Source organism: Streptomyces sp. NPDC097129 (assembly GCF_055668065.1).
In genome coordinates this window covers 161,608-177,403 of the sequence record NZ_JBVOQE010000013.1, presented here as the reverse complement: position 1 = coordinate 177,403, position 15,796 = coordinate 161,608, and the positions used below count along the sequence as shown (strand labels likewise).

Annotated in this window: 12 protein-coding genes; 6 read left to right on the top strand and 6 right to left on the bottom strand. The window is 75.2% G+C overall.

What is annotated here, in order from left to right:
- The first annotated feature begins 84 nt into the window (after positions 1-84).
- Positions 85-687: a SigE family RNA polymerase sigma factor gene (locus AC0B9F_RS31800; protein ID WP_472008362.1), complete on the top strand. Its 603-nt coding sequence runs from the start codon at positions 85-87 to the stop codon at positions 685-687.
- Positions 684-1,871, top strand: coding sequence for a hypothetical protein (locus AC0B9F_RS31795; RefSeq protein ID WP_472008359.1), 1,188 nt, complete (start codon positions 684-686; stop codon positions 1,869-1,871). The genes AC0B9F_RS31800 and AC0B9F_RS31795 overlap by 4 nt, the downstream gene beginning before the upstream one ends.
- On the opposite strand, the gene AC0B9F_RS31790 is transcribed toward AC0B9F_RS31795, so the two are convergent.
- Positions 1,841-2,743: an SURF1 family protein gene (locus AC0B9F_RS31790; protein WP_472008357.1), complete on the bottom strand. Its 903-nt coding sequence runs from the start codon at positions 2,741-2,743 to the stop codon at positions 1,841-1,843. The genes AC0B9F_RS31795 and AC0B9F_RS31790 overlap by 31 nt on opposite strands.
- Before the next feature lie 271 nt (positions 2,744-3,014).
- Here AC0B9F_RS31790 and AC0B9F_RS31785 point away from each other — a divergent pair, with 271 nt between their 5' ends.
- Together AC0B9F_RS31785 and AC0B9F_RS31780 are read left to right on the top strand one after the other, a co-directional pair.
- Positions 3,015-4,841: a S9 family peptidase gene (locus AC0B9F_RS31785; RefSeq protein ID WP_472008355.1), complete on the top strand. Its 1,827-nt coding sequence runs from the start codon at positions 3,015-3,017 to the stop codon at positions 4,839-4,841.
- Between the two features lie 112 nt (positions 4,842-4,953).
- A complete protein-coding gene (locus tag AC0B9F_RS31780) occupies positions 4,954-6,924 on the top strand; it encodes an NAD-binding protein (RefSeq protein ID WP_472008507.1) in 1,971 nt (656 codons plus the stop codon).
- Here the strand turns inward: AC0B9F_RS31780 and AC0B9F_RS31775 are convergent.
- From AC0B9F_RS31775 to AC0B9F_RS31765, 3 genes are all read right to left on the bottom strand, one after another.
- Positions 6,912-7,718 carry a glycosyltransferase family 2 protein gene (locus tag AC0B9F_RS31775; RefSeq protein WP_472008353.1) on the bottom strand — a complete coding sequence of 269 codons (807 nt, stop codon included), beginning with the start codon at positions 7,716-7,718 and terminating at the stop codon, positions 6,912-6,914. The genes AC0B9F_RS31780 and AC0B9F_RS31775 overlap by 13 nt on opposite strands.
- 613 nt (positions 7,719-8,331) lie before the next feature.
- Complete coding sequence (locus AC0B9F_RS31770; RefSeq protein ID WP_472008351.1) at positions 8,332-12,450, bottom strand: nSTAND1 domain-containing NTPase; 4,119 nt, start codon at positions 12,448-12,450, stop codon at positions 8,332-8,334.
- A gap of 284 nt (positions 12,451-12,734) precedes the next feature.
- The gene (locus AC0B9F_RS31765) at positions 12,735-12,947 is read right to left on the bottom strand and encodes a DUF4287 domain-containing protein (protein ID WP_472008349.1); all 213 of its coding nucleotides are present in this window, start codon (positions 12,945-12,947) and stop codon (positions 12,735-12,737) included.
- Positions 12,948-13,193: 246 nt separating this feature from the next.
- Here AC0B9F_RS31765 and AC0B9F_RS31760 point away from each other — a divergent pair, with 246 nt between their 5' ends.
- The gene (locus AC0B9F_RS31760; protein ID WP_472008347.1) at positions 13,194-13,820 is read left to right on the top strand and encodes a hypothetical protein; all 627 of its coding nucleotides are present in this window, start codon (positions 13,194-13,196) and stop codon (positions 13,818-13,820) included.
- 85 nt (positions 13,821-13,905) lie between these two features.
- Here AC0B9F_RS31760 and AC0B9F_RS31755 read toward each other — a convergent pair whose 3' ends face one another.
- Entirely contained in the window at positions 13,906-14,853 is a 948-nt protein-coding gene (locus AC0B9F_RS31755; RefSeq protein ID WP_472008345.1) for a M56 family metallopeptidase, read from the bottom strand.
- A 3-nt stretch (positions 14,854-14,856) separates the two neighbouring features.
- A complete protein-coding gene (locus AC0B9F_RS31750) occupies positions 14,857-15,249 on the bottom strand; it encodes a BlaI/MecI/CopY family transcriptional regulator (protein WP_472008344.1) in 393 nt (130 codons plus the stop codon).
- 181 nt (positions 15,250-15,430) lie between these two features.
- Here AC0B9F_RS31750 and AC0B9F_RS31745 point away from each other — a divergent pair, with 181 nt between their 5' ends.
- Complete coding sequence (locus AC0B9F_RS31745; RefSeq protein ID WP_472008342.1) at positions 15,431-15,793, top strand: ArsR/SmtB family transcription factor; 363 nt, start codon at positions 15,431-15,433, stop codon at positions 15,791-15,793.
- Positions 15,794-15,796 lie beyond the last annotated feature (3 nt).

Genomic DNA, 15,796 nt, shown 5'->3' with positions numbered 1-15,796 from the left:
ACTGGCGTGGCAGAGGTTCTCGACTTTCCTGCGGCAGCGCGCGGCACGGCCCTTCGGCCCCGCCCGCCGGCCCTCCGACCGCGCATGGCCGGTCCGTCCGGTGGCATGCCGGTGATCGCGCCCATGCCCGCAGCGCGGCCCGCCCGCCTCCCCGGTCAGCGTGACGGCGCGGAGCAGAGCGAGGCGGTGGCGGCCGGTACGACCGTCGACCACCTCACCGAGACCTACCGGGCGCACTACCGCTCCCTGCTGGGCCTCGCCGCTCTCCTCCTCGACGACACGGCCTCCTGCGAGGACGTCGTCCAGGAGGCGTTCATCCGCGTCCACTCCGCGCGCAAACGCGTCCGCGACCCGGAGAAGACCCTCGCCTACCTGCGCCAGACCGTGGTCAACCTGTCCCGGTCCGCGCTGCGCCGCCGCATACTCGGCCTCAAGCTGCTGTCCAAGCCGATGCCGGACATGGCCAGCGCCGAGGAGGGGGCGTACGACCAGCTGGAGCGGGACTCCCTCATCCAGGCGATGAAGGGCCTGCAGCGCCGCCAGCGCGAGGTGCTGGTGCTGCGCTACTTCGCGGACATGACCGAGGCGCAGGTCGCCGAGACGCTCGGCATCTCGCTGGGCTCGGTCAAGGCCTACGGCTCGCGCGGCATCGCCGCCCTGCGCAAGGTCATGGAGGCACGGGCATGACGAAGCGCGCGGAGGGCGGTGACTCCCACGAACGGCACGAGCCGTACGCCTGGCACGAACCGGGCACGCCACCCGAGCAACAGCCGAAGCCATCGCACGCTGGGAACGCAACTGTGAACGACGGCCCCGACGACCAGAGCCCCGACGGGCTCGACTCGGACGAGCTGGCCCTGCGCCGGATGCTGCACAGCGCGGTCGAGGAACTCGAACCGCGCGAGGGCGGCCTGGACCACCTGCGCCGCGCGGTACCGGCCCGGCGGGCGCGCAAGCGGCAGGCCGTCGTGGGCATGGCGGCGGCGGCGCTGTTCGTGGGCACCGCCATCCCCGCCCTGGTGCACGTCTCGCAGGCGACCGGCACCGACGCCGACCCCTCCATCGCAGCCAACAGCTCCCAGGCCCAGGGCGGCACCGGGCAGGGCAAGGACCCCAGCGGCGGGCAGACGTCCGGCACCGGGGCCACCGGCCCCGCCCGCGACACGACCGAGCAGGGCACGAAGGACCCCGGCAAGGGCAAGCCCGGCGCGGGCAGCGCCTCCGCGTCCGCCGGCACCGGGCCCTCCGCGTCCAGCCCGGCGAGCGTCCCCGAATGCACGTCCGCGCAGCTCGGCGACGCCACCGCCACGGCCGACGCGCCCGACTCCGCCGGCATCGTCTACGGCACCTTCCGCGTCACGAACGTCTCCACCGCCAAGTGCGCCGTCGCCGGCTCCGGCACGGTCGGCTTCACGGCGCAGGGGGCGGCCGAGGCCGCGCAGATCTCGGTCGTCGAGCACACCGCGGGCGACGCCGCGGCCGCGCTGTCCGACCCGTCGCTGTACGTGTCGCGTCTGGTCCTCGCGCCCGGCTCGGCGTACGACGTGAAGTTCGCCTGGGTGCCTTCGCAGACCTGCCCCACGGGCGGCGGCAGCACCAGCGGCGGCACGACGGGGGGGAGCGGCGGGGACGGCGGCTCCGGCAACCCGTCGCCGGACCCGTCGCCCAGCCAGGACGCCGCCACGGACACGGGTACGTCCACCGGCGGGGAGACCGGCACCACCACCCAGTTCGTCACCGAGGACGGCACGGCCGACGGCAGCGTGGTCGTCACCCACACCGCGCAGGCCGGCTCACCGTCGGCCTCCGTGACGGTGACGGGCGCCTGCGCGGGAACGATCTACCGGACGGGGCTGCTGGCGGAGTCGTAGTCCGCGTCCCCGGACGCGGCGGGGCCGGCTTCGGGGGCGGCGTCGGTGTGGGCTTCGGTTTCGGTACCGGCTTCGGTTTCGGGGTGGGCTTCGGTTTCGGTGTCGGCTTCGGGGTCGGGGAGCAGGCCCAGGCGGGCGTCCTTCTGGAACTCCGCCTCGCGGCGCAGCAGCCGGAACCACATGAAGACGACGAAGCCGGCGAAGACGAACCACTCACCGGTGTAGCCGAGGTTCTGGAACGCCTTCAGGTCCAGGCCGGTGTCCGCGGGCGCGCTCGCGGGCACCGCCTTCATCCCGGCGTCGCCCCGGTCGAGGGTGACCCACGCGGGATACACGTCGTACGGCACCAGGTTGACGAGCGAGGCCGAGCTGATCGCGGCGGTCTGCCCGGCCGGGAGGCCGCCCCTGGCGCTGACGCCGTTGTCGCCGGGCGTCTCCGGCGCCTGGAGCACGCCGGTGACGGTGACCCGGCCGGCCGGCGGGGCCGGGGCCTTCGCCACGTCGGCGGTACCCGGCAGCCAGCCGCGGACGACGGGCAGGGCCTTGCCGCCGTCGACGCGCAGCAGGGTCAGGACGTAGAAGCCCTGGCGGCCGTCCAGCTCACGGTCGGGCACGAGGAGCTGACGGTCGTAGTGGCCGGTGGCGGTGGCCTGCCTGCCCGAGGTCGCCTTGTCCACCGGCAGCAGCTCGGCCAGCGGGCGCGGGGCCTGCGTGTGCTCGGCGGTGGCGGTGGCCTTGGCGTCGCGGTGCTCGGCGACGCGGGTCTCGAAGCGGCTCAGCTGCCAGGAGCCCATGAAGATGCAGAAGGGGATGGCCAACAGCACGAAGACGTTGATCCCCCACCAGCGGGGCGTCAGCAGAAACCGGTACACGCCTTCAAAGGTACGGGGCGCTGCGCTTTGCTTCGGTGTGGGGGGCGGGTGGGGGCGGGTGCGGGTTTTCGGGTGCGGGTCCGTCGTGGCCCCTCGCGCAGTTCCCCGCGCCCCTTTGGGTGGGTGCAGGCACCGGCTGCCTCTAACCGCGGGCATGCGTGCCTCCCCCAAGCTCTTCGAGCAGGGGGGACCCCCAGGGCGGCAGGGCAGGTTGTCCACAGGGTGAGGAGGAGCGCGGTCAATTGTCCGGAGGACCAGGCACTATGGGCCCATGACTGAGAGCAACGGGTCCGTCTCGCAGGGACGGCAGCAGAGCCAGGAAATGCCGGACTGGGAGAAGCGCTTCCGGGCGCCCCGGGTGTCCCTGCCGGACTGGGCCGAGGACGCCCCGGACCGGTCGCTGTTCGTGTCGAACGCGACCGGGACGTACGAGCTGTACGCCTGGGACCGGGTGAGCGGCGAGCAGCGCCAGGTGACCGACCGGCCCAACGGCACCACGGACGGCGTGCTCTCCCCGGACGGCCGGTGGATCTGGTGGTTCGACGACAAGGACGGCGACGAGTTCGGCGTCTGGCGCCGCCAGCCCTTCACCGGCGGCGCCGACGAGCCGGGCGCCCCCGGCCTCGCCGCCTCCTACCCGGCGGGCCTCGCCCTGGGCAGAGACGGGCGTACGGCGGTGGTGGGCCGCTCCACCGACGAGGACGGCACGACGATCCACCTGGCGCGCGAGGGCCAGGAGCCGGTGGAGATCTACCGCCACCGGGAGTCGGCCGGCGTCGGCGACCTCTCGCGCGACGGCACGCTGATCGCCCTGGAGCACACCGAGCACGGCGACGCCATGCACTCCGCGCTGCGCGTGGTCCGCCCCGACGGCACCCCGGTCGCCGAGCTGGACGACACCAAGGGCGGCACGGTCGAGCTGGGCCTCGAGGTGCTCGGGTTCGCCCCGGTCGACGGCGACACCCGGCTGCTCATCGGGCACCAGCGCCGCGGCCGCTGGGAGCCGCTGGTGTGGGACGTGGCGAGCGGCGAGGAGAGCGACCTGGCGCTCGAGCTGCCCGGCGACGTGAGCGCCGAGTGGTATCCGGACGGCAGCGCCCTGCTCATCGCGCACAGCTTCGAGGCGCGCAGCGAGCTGCTGCGCTACGACCTCGCCTCGCGCGAGCTGACGAGGATCCCGACCCCGCCGGGCACGGTGTCGGGGGCGACCGCCCGCCCGGACGGCACGGTGGAGTACCTGTGGTCGTCGTCCGCCGAACCGTCCGCCGTGCGCTCCACCGCCGGCGGTGTGGTCCTGGATCCGCCCGGCCTGAAGTCCCCCGGCTCGGTGCCGGTGGAGGACGTGTGGGTGGAGGGGCCCGGCGGCCGTATCCACGCCCTGGTCCAGAAGCCGGCCGGCGTCAGCGGGCCGCTGCCCACGATCTTCGACATCCACGGCGGCCCCACCTGGCACGACAGCGACTCCTTCGCCGCGGGCCCGGCCGCCTGGGTCGATCACGGGTACGCGGTCGTGCGGGTCAACTACCGGGGCTCCACCGGGTACGGCCGGGCGTGGACGGACGCCCTCAAGCACCGGGTCGGCCTGATCGAGCTGGAGGACATCGCCGCGGTGCGCGCCTGGGCCGTCGAGTCGGGCCTGGCGGACCCCGAGCGGCTGGTCCTGACCGGCGGCTCCTGGGGCGGCTACCTCACCCTGCTGGGGCTGGGCGTGCAGCCCGAGCTGTGGACGCTGGGCATCGCCGCGGTCCCGGTCGCCGACTACGTCACCGCCTACCACGACGAGATGGAGGCGCTGAAGGCGATGGACCGCACCCTGCTCGGCGGCACCCCCGAGGAGGTCCCGGAGCGCTTCGAGGCGTCCTCGCCGATCACCTACGTCGACCAGGTCAAGGCCCCCGTCTACATCTCCGCCGGGGTGAACGACCCGCGCTGCCCGATCCGCCAGATCGAGAACTACGTCAAGCGCCTTCAGGCCCGAGGGGCCGTGCACGAGGTGTACCGCTACGACGCCGGGCACGGCTCGCTGGTGGTGGACGAGCGGATCAAGCAGGTGCGGCTGGAGCTGGACTTCGCCGAGCGGTACCTGCCGCAGCCGTAGCCGTGACGCCGTTCTTCCGGGCCCCCGGTGGAACCAGCCGGCCGGTGGGGCAGTCTGTCCCGTCGTGGGAACGGTTCCGAGTCAGGGCGCACCGGCCGACGCGGCCGGGCACATGGTGGTGTGCGGGGACGACGCGCTCGCGCACCGGCTGGCCGCCGAACTGCGCGGTGTGTACGGCGAGCAGGTGACGCTGGTCGTGCCGTCCGCGCAGCGCACCGTCCGGCCGCCGGTCGTCGGCCGGGCCCGGGCGGTGTCGGCGGCGCTGCTGGACCGGGTGGTCGGCGCCGCCGCCGGCCTCGGCGCCGGCAACGGTGGAAGCGGTGGCGGCAACGGTGGTGCCAGTGGTGCCGGTGGCGGCAGCGGTGGTGCCGCCGGCGGTCGTGACGCGGCCGGTAGGCCGGAGGGGCTGGTGGAGGCCGTCGAGCCGAGCGAGGCGGTCCTCGCCGACGCGGGCGTCGAGCGGGCCGCCGCGCTGGCCCTGGTGTACGACGACGACGAGACCAACATCCGCGCCGCCCTCACCGCACGCCGCCTCAACCCGCGCCTCAGGCTCGTTCTGCGGCTGTACAACCGGCGGTTGGGCCAGCACATCGAGGAACTCCTCGATCAGGCCGCCGCGTTGGCGACCGGCGAGGACACCGGTGACGCGTCGACGACCGTGCTGTCCGACGCCGACACGGCCGCGCCCGCGCTGGCCGCGGCCGCCGTCGCCGGCACCACCAAGGTCGTACAGACCGAGGGGCTGATGCTGCGCGCGGTCGAGCAGCCGCCGGGGCGCGAGCAGCAGAACGCGCCCGGCCTGGCGACGCTGGCGCTGCTGTCGCCGCCCGGCAACGGCACGGCGGCCGCGCAGGGCGCCGACGAGCGGGGGCCCGAGCTGCTGCCCGACAACGGCGCCGTGCGGGAGGCCGCCGGGCTGTGCGGCCGGGTGGTGCTGGAACAGGTGGCCTACACCGGTGACGGCACGTCGGCGCCGACCAGCGGGGCGCGGCGCGGCATCGGGGCCGTCGTACCGCCGTTCGGGTCGCTGTTCTCGCGGCGGCTGCGCTGGTCGCTGGCCGGACTCGTGGGATGCGTGCTCGCCCTCGCCGTCGCCCTGTGGCTGGTGACGGGGGTGCATCCGCTCGGGGCGCTGTATCTGACGTTGCTGGACCTGTTCGCCATCAACGACCCGGCGGTCGGCGCCTCCACCGGACGGCAGATCCTGCAACTGCTGTCCGGGCTGGTCGGGTTGCTGCTGCTGCCGGTGCTGCTGGCCGCGGTGCTGGAGGGGCTCGGCACCTTCCGCAGCGCGTCCGCCCTGCGCAAGCCGCCGCGCGGGCTGAGCGGGCATGTGGTGCTGCTCGGCCTCGGCAAGATCGGCACCCGGGTGCTGACCCGGCTGCGGGAACTGGACGTGCCGGTGGTGTGCGTGGAGGCCGGACCCGAGGCGCGGGGGCTGGCGACGGCGCGGCGGCTGCGGGTGCCGGTGGTGCTCGGGGACGTCACACAGGAGGGCGTCCTGGAGTCCGCCAAGATCCACCGGGCGGCGGCACTGCTGGCGGTGACCAGTTCCGACACCACGAACCTGGAGGCGGTGCTGTACGCCCGCGGCATCCGCCCCGACCTGCGGACCGTCCTGCGGCTGTACGACGACGACTTCGCGACCGCCGTGTACCGCACCCTGCGCGCCGCGCACCCGCACGCCCGCACCCGCAGCCGCAGCGTGTCCCACCTGGCCGCGCCCGCCTTCGCGGCGGCGATGCTGGGCCGGCAGATCCTCGGCGCGATCCCCGTGGAGCGGCGGGTGCTGCTGTTCGCGGCGGTGGACGTCGCCGGTCATCCGCAGCTGGAGGGCCGCACGGTGGGGGAGGCCTTCCGTGCGGGTTCGTGGCGGGTGCTGGCCCTCGACACGGCCGCGTCCTGCTCCGCCGAGCCGTCGGTGGGGGTGGACGGGGCGGAGCCGAGGCCGTCGGGGCTGGTGTGGGACCTGCCCGACACGTATGTGCTGCGACCGCAGGACCGGGTGATCCTCGCGGCGACCCGGCGCGGTCTCGCCGAACTGCTGGGGCGGCGGGGCCGGGCGGGCGCTCAGCGGACCTGATGCGGGACCCGCGGGGTGGACGGCCGTGCCGGACGCCCGGTGTACCACTCCAACTCGGCGAGCGCCCGCGCCCGGGCCTCCACCACCGCCATGCGGGTCCGGCGTTCCACCGGGTCCACGTGGGAGGACTGGCCGGTGACCTGGCCGTCCCACTTGCGGTAGTACAGGCCGACCTCCCGCGTGAACCAGCCCGGGCTGACCGCGTCGAGGGCGAGCAGCAGTCCCGTGTCCTCCGACGCCGGCAGGGCCATCCACCCGCCGAGGGCGAGCAGCAGCTCACGGCGGACGAAGAGGGTCGCGGGGTGGACCTGGGCGCGGTAGTCGTTCGCCGCCCAGAAGCCGAGCACCGCGCCCCGTTCGAGGGGGCCCTCGGCCGGGTCGCCGGGGAAGGCGACGGTCGTGCCGTCCGGCAGCAGGTCCAGGGCGCGGGAGGTGGCCCAGCCGAGGCCGGGGTCGGCCTCCAGCGCGGCCAGGTCGCGGGCGAGCGTGCCCGGGGCGAGCCGGTCGTCGGCGTCGAGGACCTTCACGTACTCGCCGTCGGCGTGCGCGAGCGCGAGGGTGCGGGCGACGCCGGGTCCGCCGCGGCGGCCCTGCCGGAAGGTGACCCGGGGGTCGTCGGGGACGTACGGGCGTACGGCGTCGCTCTCGCCGTCCTCCTGGATCACCCAGTGCCAGGTCCAGCCGTCGGGGAGCGCTTGCGCGCACAGCGAGGCGTGGGCGTCGGGAAGGAAGGGGGCTGAGGGAGCGTGGACCGCGGTGACGATGACGACGCGCCGGTGCACGGCGGCCCTCACCTGCCTTTCCGGGACGGGGCGGGCCGACCGGGGCCGGGCGGCTGCTCAGCAGGGAGCCCGGTCGCTGATGACGGGGGAGACAGCAGCGACCGGGCCTGGGTCCAGCGTAACAAGGGGGAGCGGGTGCCTGTGCCTGCGGCGCTGGGTTGTTTGTCGTCTGCGGGTGCGTTGTGGCTGGTCGCGCAGTTCCCCGCGCCCCTTTTGTGCCTGCGGCGGCCCGTCGCGGTCGCGTCGTGGCGTGCGTCGCGCCTACCGGCGGTTTGTGAGTCGGGGCCGGGGTGGGGGGTGTCCGTCCTCGGTCCGGCCGCCCGTCCCCGACGAAGGGCGCCCTCCGCCGGTGCCGGACGCTGCGGGCGGACACCCCCCACCCCGTCCCCTTCCCGCCGTCGGCGGGTGCGGGCCGTCGCCCCTGCCGCCCGCGGGTGCGGGCCGCCGCGCGGGCATGCCTGCGGGCCGCCGTCCTGCGTAGCTGCGGGCAGTCGTGCCGCTGGGGCGGCACGGGTGGGCTGGGGGTACCCCCTGCTCGAAGAGCTTGGGGGAGGCACCCCGCCAGCGCCGGTGAGCGTGCCCACCCCCGGCCGGCCACAACTCCGGGCACCACTGGACGCCGGGTCTAGTCCCCTGCGCATGGGGGGTCGTAGGAGAGGCGGGGTAGGTATTCGTGCCATTTTTCTGCGGTCAGGACGCCGTGGGTCGTCGCGCAGATGTGGGTGATCGCTGTGTCGACGTCCAGGCTCCACAGGCGGACCGTGTCCGCGCCGCTGGAGACGCCGAGCATGTGGCCCGTCGGGCCGAACGACAGGAAGCTGCCCGTGCGGGCGCGGGCGCTCATCGACGCGCCGATCGGCTTCGCCGAGGAGGGGTCGGCCACGTTCCACAGCCGGACCGTGGTGTCGTTGCCGCCGCTGGCCAGGGTGGTGCCGTCCGGGCTGAACGTCAGGGAGACGACCGCCTCGGTGTGGCCGGTGAGCCGGCGGGCGAAACCCGTGGCGCGTCCGGGGTCGGTGACGTCCCACAGCCGGACCGTGTCGTCGTCGCTGCCGCTGGCCAGCGTATGGCCGTCGGGGCTGTAGGCGAGCACGTTGACCGGCCCGCGGTGTCCGGTGAGGGGGCGGCCGCGCGGCACGGTGTGCGCGGGGTCGGTGATGTTCCACAGCCGGACCGTGGCGTCCGCGCTGCCGCTGGCCAGGGTGCGGCCGTCCGGGCTGAACGCGAGCGTGTAGACGTACCCCTGGTGTCCGGTGAGCGGGGTGCCGAGCGGGCGGGGGCGGGAGGGGTCGGCGACGTTCCACAGCTGGATGGTGCGGTCGTCGTAGGCGGACGCCAGGGTGCGGCCGTCCGGGCTGAACGTCAGCGCGTCGCCCCCGGCGTAACGGATGCGCAGCGCGATCCGCGGGGCGTACGCCACGGGGTGCGCGGGGTCGGTGACGTTCCACAGCCGTATTTCCCTGCTGGCCAGGAGGACGGCGAGGACGTGCCCGTTCGGGGAGAACACCATCCGGCGTATGTGGCCGTCCCCGGGGGGAAACGGTTCGCCCAGGCGGGCGGGGCGGTCCGGCGCCGTGACGTTCCACAGCCGGACCAGGCCGTCCTCGGCGGCCGTGGCCAGGACGCGGCCGTCGGGCCGGAAGGCGCCGACATGCCCGGCCATGTCCGACGTCGGCACCGACCACAGCCGCACCCGGCCGTCCCCGCTGCCCGTGGCCAGCGTCCGCCCGTCGCGGCTGAAGCCGACGGTGTACATCTCGCCGCTGCCGCCCGCCAGCGGCTGGCCGACCTGGGAGGGGTACGCCGGGTTCGTCACGTTCCACAGGCTCGCCGTGGAGTCCGCGCTGCCGGCCGCGAGCAGGGTGCCCTGCGGGTTGAAGGCCACCGACCAGATCGGTCCGGCGTGCCCGGTCAGCGGTGCGCCGAGCCGCCGCGGCCGCCGCGGGTCGGCCACGTCCCACAGCTGCGCCGTGTCGTCGGCGCTGCCGCTGGCCAGGGTCCGCCCGTCCGGGCTGAACGCCACCGAGTGCACGGTCGCCCGGTGCCCGGTCAGCTCCGCCGGCAGCTGCCGCGGGCGGCGCCGGTCGGACAGGTCCCACAGCCGGATCACCGCGTCGTCCCCGCCGGCCGCGAGAGTGCGCCCGTCCGGGCTGAACGCCACACTGCGCACGGCCGCCCCGTGCCCGGCCAGCGGTTCCCCGAGCGGCTTCGGACGCGCCGGGTCGGCCAGATCCCACAGCCGTACCGTGTGATCCTCGTCGGCGGAGGCCAGGGTGCGGCCGTCCGGGCTGAACGCCAGCAGGTAGATCGTGCCCGCGTGCGCGTTCAGCGGCGCGCCGAGCGGGCGCGGCCGTGCCGGGTCGCCGACGTCCCACAGCCGGATCGTGCCGTCGTCCGAGGCGCTGGCCAGGGTGCGGCCGCCGGGGCTGAACACGGCGCTGCTCACCCAGCTGGCGTGCCCGGTCAGCGGCCGGCCCAGCGGCTTCGGGCGCCGGGGGTCGGCCACGTCCCACAGCCGTACGGTGCGGTCGTAGCCGGCGCTCGCCAGCACGCGCCCGTCCGGGCTGAACGACGTCAGATACACGGCGCCGGTGTGTCCGGCCAGCGGCGTCGCCAGCGGCGCGTTCACGATCGACACCAGCCGGTTGCGGGTGCCCTGGTCGCCCGGTCGCAGCCGGTGCGCCACCAGGTCGATCTGCGCCGACAGCGACGGGTCGGTGTCCTGCACCCGGTCGGCCTCGGCGACTACCTGCTCGAACACGGCGTCGTCGCGCTGCTGCCAGGCCACCACGGCCGCACCGGCCGCCACCACCGCGAGCGCGACCAGCGCCGACACCGCCGCCCGGCTGATCCACACCGTGCGCCGCCGCAGCCGTACCGAGGCGGACAGGAACTCCGTGGCACCCCGCGTGAGCAGGGTGTCGCCGGCCTCGAGGGCCCAGGTGCGGGCCTGCTCCAGCCGCGAGCCCCGGTACAGCAGCGAGGAGTCGCGGTGCGAGGCCTCCCAGGCCCGGCCGTCCTCCTCCAGCCGCTGGCGCAGCAGGTTCCCGGAGCGGTCCTCCTCGATCCAGTCCCGCAGCCGCGGCCAGGCGTGCAGCAGCGCCTCGTGGGTGATCTCCACGGTGTCCGCGTCCAGCGTCACCAGCCGCGCCCGGACCAGCGCCTCCAGCGACTCCTGCGTCTTGTCCGGATCGGCGGCCTCCGCGGCCAGTTCCCGCCGGGTGCCGCGCCGCCGGGTGGCCTGCGTGTCCTCGCCGAGGCGCACCAGCCGCAGCAGGAGCAGCCGCGCGGCCGCGCGCGCCGCCGGGTCCAGGTCCGCCCAGGCCCGCTCGGCCGTCGCCGCCACCGCGCCCTGGATCCCGCCCGCCGCACGGTAGCCGGCCAGTGTCAGCCGGCCGCCCTTGCGCCGCTGCCAGGTCGCCAGCAGGGCGTGCGACAGCAGCGGCAGCACCCCCGCGTCGTGCGCGCCGCGCGGGCCGTCCGCGCCGACCTCCCGCACGATCAGCTCGGGCAGCCCCGCCTCCAGCTCCAGCCCGACCGCCTTCGCCGGACCGGTCACCGCGTCGCGCAGCTCGGCGCTGGTCAGTGGCCCGAGCACCATGTGCCGGTGCTGGAGGGCGTCGGCGAGCTCGGGATGGGCGAGGCAGTGCTCGTAGAAGTCGGCACGGATGCCGAGGACGACGAGGACGGGGGGATCCTCGCCCGTGCAGAGGGCGTGCAGCAGCCGGACGAAGGCGCGCCGCTCGTCCTCGTCGGCGCAGAGAGTGAACGTCTCTTCGAACTGGTCCACGATGACCACCGGCCGGGACCCGCCCCCGGCCCACGCGGCGACGGCGCACCGCACGGATTCGGGGTCGGCGGGCAGTCCGTCGGGGTCGGCGGGCCGTGCGTCGGGGGCGGTGAGCCGTGCGTCGGCGTCGGCGGGCCGTGCGTCGGGGGCGGTGGGCCGTGCGTGGGTGGCGGGCGGCCGTCCGTCAGCGTCTGCGGGCCGTCCGTGGGGGGCCGCGGGTGGTCCGTCGGCGTCCTCGTGCGGTCCCGGGGGGTCCGCGGGCAGTCCGGGGATACGGCGGCGCAGCTCGGCCAGGGGATGGGCGCCCGGCACCATCTGCACCACGGTCCGCTCCGGGCCGTCGTCGAGGATGCCGTCGCGCAGCGCGGGCACCAGACCGGCGTTCAGCAGGGAGGATTTCCCCGCGCCGGACGCGCCGACCAGCATCGCCAGTCCGCCGGTGCGCTCGGCCGAGCGCAGCAGCTCCACCAGGATGCACGTGCTGCGCTGCCGGCCGAAGAACCAGCGGGCGTCCTGCTGCCGGTAGGAGGCCAGCCCCCGGTAGGGGCACACCCCGCCGGGCACGGTCGCGTTCTCCTCGGGCTGCGGCGGGTCCTGCCCGGAGTGCGCGGGGGACTCCGCGACCGGGCCGGCCACCGCGCTCTCCCACAGCCGCTGCCACTCGCCGAGGTCGTACAGGCCGGGGCTCACCGGGGTGGGCTGCAACCGGCGCGCCTGCGGGATGAGCACCTGGAGCACCGCGGCGAGGGCGGGGAACTGCGCGGGCACGTTCCTGGCCCGCCGCCAGTCGCTGATCCGCTGCGCGGAGACGCGGACCGGACGCCCCCGCTCGTCGACACGCTGGAGCCGGACCACCGCCTCCGCCACGCGCTTGAGCGGCGGGTTACCGGCCTCGCCGTACAGCAGCGCGAGCCGTTCCGCGAAGGCCGTGCGTGCCCCTGAGTCGGAACTCAAGGTGTCCCACCCCTTACTTCCCCCGCGTCTTTCGTCCGGACCGGAAAACTCACCCTATACGGCTGACCTGCGCGGACGTCCCCGGACGGACGGCTCGGCCTCCTCGGGGCGGGCCCGCTCTGGCAGGATCCCAGATCCGCCGCTCTTGATCCGCGCCGACCGCCGACACGGCCCGGGTCGATTCCGTCCGCACCGCTCGGTACCGGTCCGCACGAGGGGAGGGACCGGTGCCGGACGGTGCGACGGGGCGGCGACTCACGGCCTCGGGTGAGCGGGATGTCCGGTTACGCCTTCCCGGCCTCCGCGAAGGTGTGGGCGACGAGGGCGTTGGCGTGGCCGTGGCCCAGTCCGTGCTCGGTCTTGAGCAGGCGCACCAGGTCCATGTGCTTGGCGGGCAGCGCCGCGCGGATGACGTCCTGCCACTCGGCGATCGGGCGGCCGTACTTCTTCTCGATGGAGGGGAAGTAGCTGGCGGGGCCCTTCACGGCGTCGGTCATCTCGGTGGCTCCTTCGTCGAGTGGTGTCGAGTGGTGTCGAGTGGTGTCGTGTGTCGTTGTGCAGCTCGCTGTGTCACTCCGTATGACCCGTGAGCGCTCGGTGGCTCATCCGTCCGTGCGAGTGGGCTGCGTCACACTTCGGGGCCGCCCGTGCCCGCGGTTCCGCTTCCCGCTGCTTGAGTCTTTCAAGCTTGCGCAATCCGGGAACCATTACACTCGCCAGTCCTCACCTTCATCGGGGGACGTATGACGTGTGGTGGACCGCCGGCGCCCGAGATCGCCGTCGTCTTCGAGCGGGTGCTCGACCAGGCCCTGGCGTGCGGACCGGTCGGGGACGCCCTCGACAGCGCGGCCGGCGTGGTCGACCGCGACCAGCTGCGCGCCCGCGCGCTGCGGGCGCGCACCGCCATCGTGGCGGCGGCGGAGACCGAGTACCGGGAGTACGTCCGCCTGCTGCCCGCGCCGTCCGGTCCGGCGTGCGCCGGCGCGGTCGCGGGGCCGGCCGGTGCTCGCCGGGTCCTGCCCCCGCCCGCGGTGCTCCTGCCCGGCCTGTCCGCGGTGCTGGCGGCCGCCTTCCTGCTCACCGGCTACGGCCTGCGCTTCTTCGACGGCCGCCCCTACGTGGGCGACGGTTTCCTCACGGCGGGGCTGCTGATCGGCGCCCTGGCCGTGGGAGCGGCGGTCGCCGACGTGGTCTGGCTGTGGGCGACCGGGCCCCGGGGGGCGGACGCGGCGTCCGGCACGGCCGCCGACGCGGAACGGGCGAGGGAGTCGTGGGAACTCGCCCTGCTGGAGCGCGGCGTCGTGCCCTTCCTGCTCGGCCGGGTGGAGGAAGCGCTGATGGGGGAGCAGGCGCCGCGCAGCGTGTCCTGATCCGTGCCGGTTTCGACCCCGGTTTCCGTGCCGGTTTCCGTGGCGGTCACAGCGGCGTCGGGATCCGTGCCGGTTTCCGTGCCGGTCACAGCGGCGTCGCCGCGCGGAGCAGGCACAGCAGGGTGACCGCCGAGTTCGCCGAGAACAGCGCGGACAGCGCGGCCCCGGTGGCCGCGGTCCACAGGGCCAGGCCCACGGTGGTGAAGACCGACGGCCACGCCCGTACGGCAGGCGCCGGCCCGAGCAGGGCGGCGACCCGCCGCGGCAGTGGACCGGGCGCGGCGAACCCGGCGAGGGCCGGGGACGGGGCGTCGTGGGAGACCAGCGCCGCCTTGCCGATCGCCCGGGCCACGGCCCTGCGGCTGCCGACGGCCCGCGCCGCCTCCTCGTCCGCCCAGCGCTCCGCCGTATACGTCACGGCGGTCCGCAGCGGCAGCAGGAACGGGTTCGCGCAGGCCGCCAGCCGCACGAGCAGCAGATGACGGTGGTGCCGGGCCGCCAGATGTGCCCGTTCGTGGGCGAACAGGGCCCTGCGCTCGCGCGCGGCGAGGCAGCGCAGCATGCCCGTGGACACCACGACCCGGTCGCGCGGGCCGCCGGGCAGGGCGTAGGCGTACGGCTCGGCGTCGGGCAGTACCGCGACCTCGCGCGGCGGCAGCCCCGCCAGGGCGCGGTGGGCACGCCACCGGACCCGGTAGTGGCGCAGCAGCACCCGGCCGCACGCGCCGACGGCCAGGAGCAGCGCGGGGATCGCGGCCTTCCCGGCGACCTCGTGATGCGGCACGCTCTCGCGGACCTCCGGATCCGACCAGCCGTCGGGCAGGGGGTTGCCGGGCAGTTGCGCGGTGCCGACCACCATCAGCAGCGCCAGACACACGGTGCTGCACAGGGCCATGACCGTGGAGACGCCGGTCAGCAGCACCGTCGCCGTACGCGGGTGCAGGCGCCCCTCGGCCAGACGCCCCTCCGCGAGGCGCGCGACGGGCCAGGCGGTCAGCGGCAGCACCAGCGGGAGGAAGACGAAGATCCCCATCCGCTACCGGTCCTCGCCACCGGCCCGGTCCAGCAGTTCGCGCAGCAGCCGCTCGTCGCCCTCCGGCAGCCCGGTGACGAAGCTGGCGAGCACCGCCCGGCGGTCCTGCTCGCCGTCCAGGACCTTGCGCATGCGCAGCGCGGCGAGCCCGGCGGTGTCCGCGGCCGGCAGCCACACGAACGACCGTCCCTCGCGCCGGCGCGTGACGGCGTTCTTGGCCAGCAGGCGGGCCAGCACCGTCACGACGGTGGTGTACGCGAGGCCGGCGGCCAGGCGCTCCTGCACCCAGCCCGCGGTCACCGGCCCGTCGGCCTCGTGCAGCGCGGCGAGCACCCGCGTCTCAAGCGTGCCGTTGGCCCTGCGCCGACGGCGCGACTGCGGTTCCGGTTCCCGCACGCGCTGCCTCCCTTCCGCCTCGGTCCGGTCGCTTCCCCGTGGGGTGCACGGTGGGGTGAGCGTCACATCGTACAAAGGGCGTGGCCGCTCCGAGCCGTACGAACGAAGGTGATGGTCCGGCCCTTCTACGATGGGTGGGCGCACAGGCGCCGCTGGGAACAGGGTGGGACGGGAGAGGGCTGTGACACAGAGCGCCGGGGGCTTCGAGGATCCGCCCGCCGAGGTGCTGGCGGAGGCGGCCGCCGCCTTCGGACTGCTCGCGTCGTCGGCCCGGCTCCACCTGATGTGGGCCCTGTCGCAGGGCGAGAGCGACGTCACGCACCTCGCGAACCGGGTGGGCGGCGCGCTGCCCGCCGTCAGCCAGCACCTGGCCAAGCTGAAGCTCGCCGGACTCGTCCGCTCGCGGCGCGAGGGCCGGCGGCAGATCTACTACATCGACGACCCGGACATCGTCACGCTGGTCCGGGTCATGGTCGGCCAGATGACCGCGCGCACCGAGCAGACCTCCGCCCCGGCCCACCGGCTGCGCCGGATCGGTGGCTGAGAG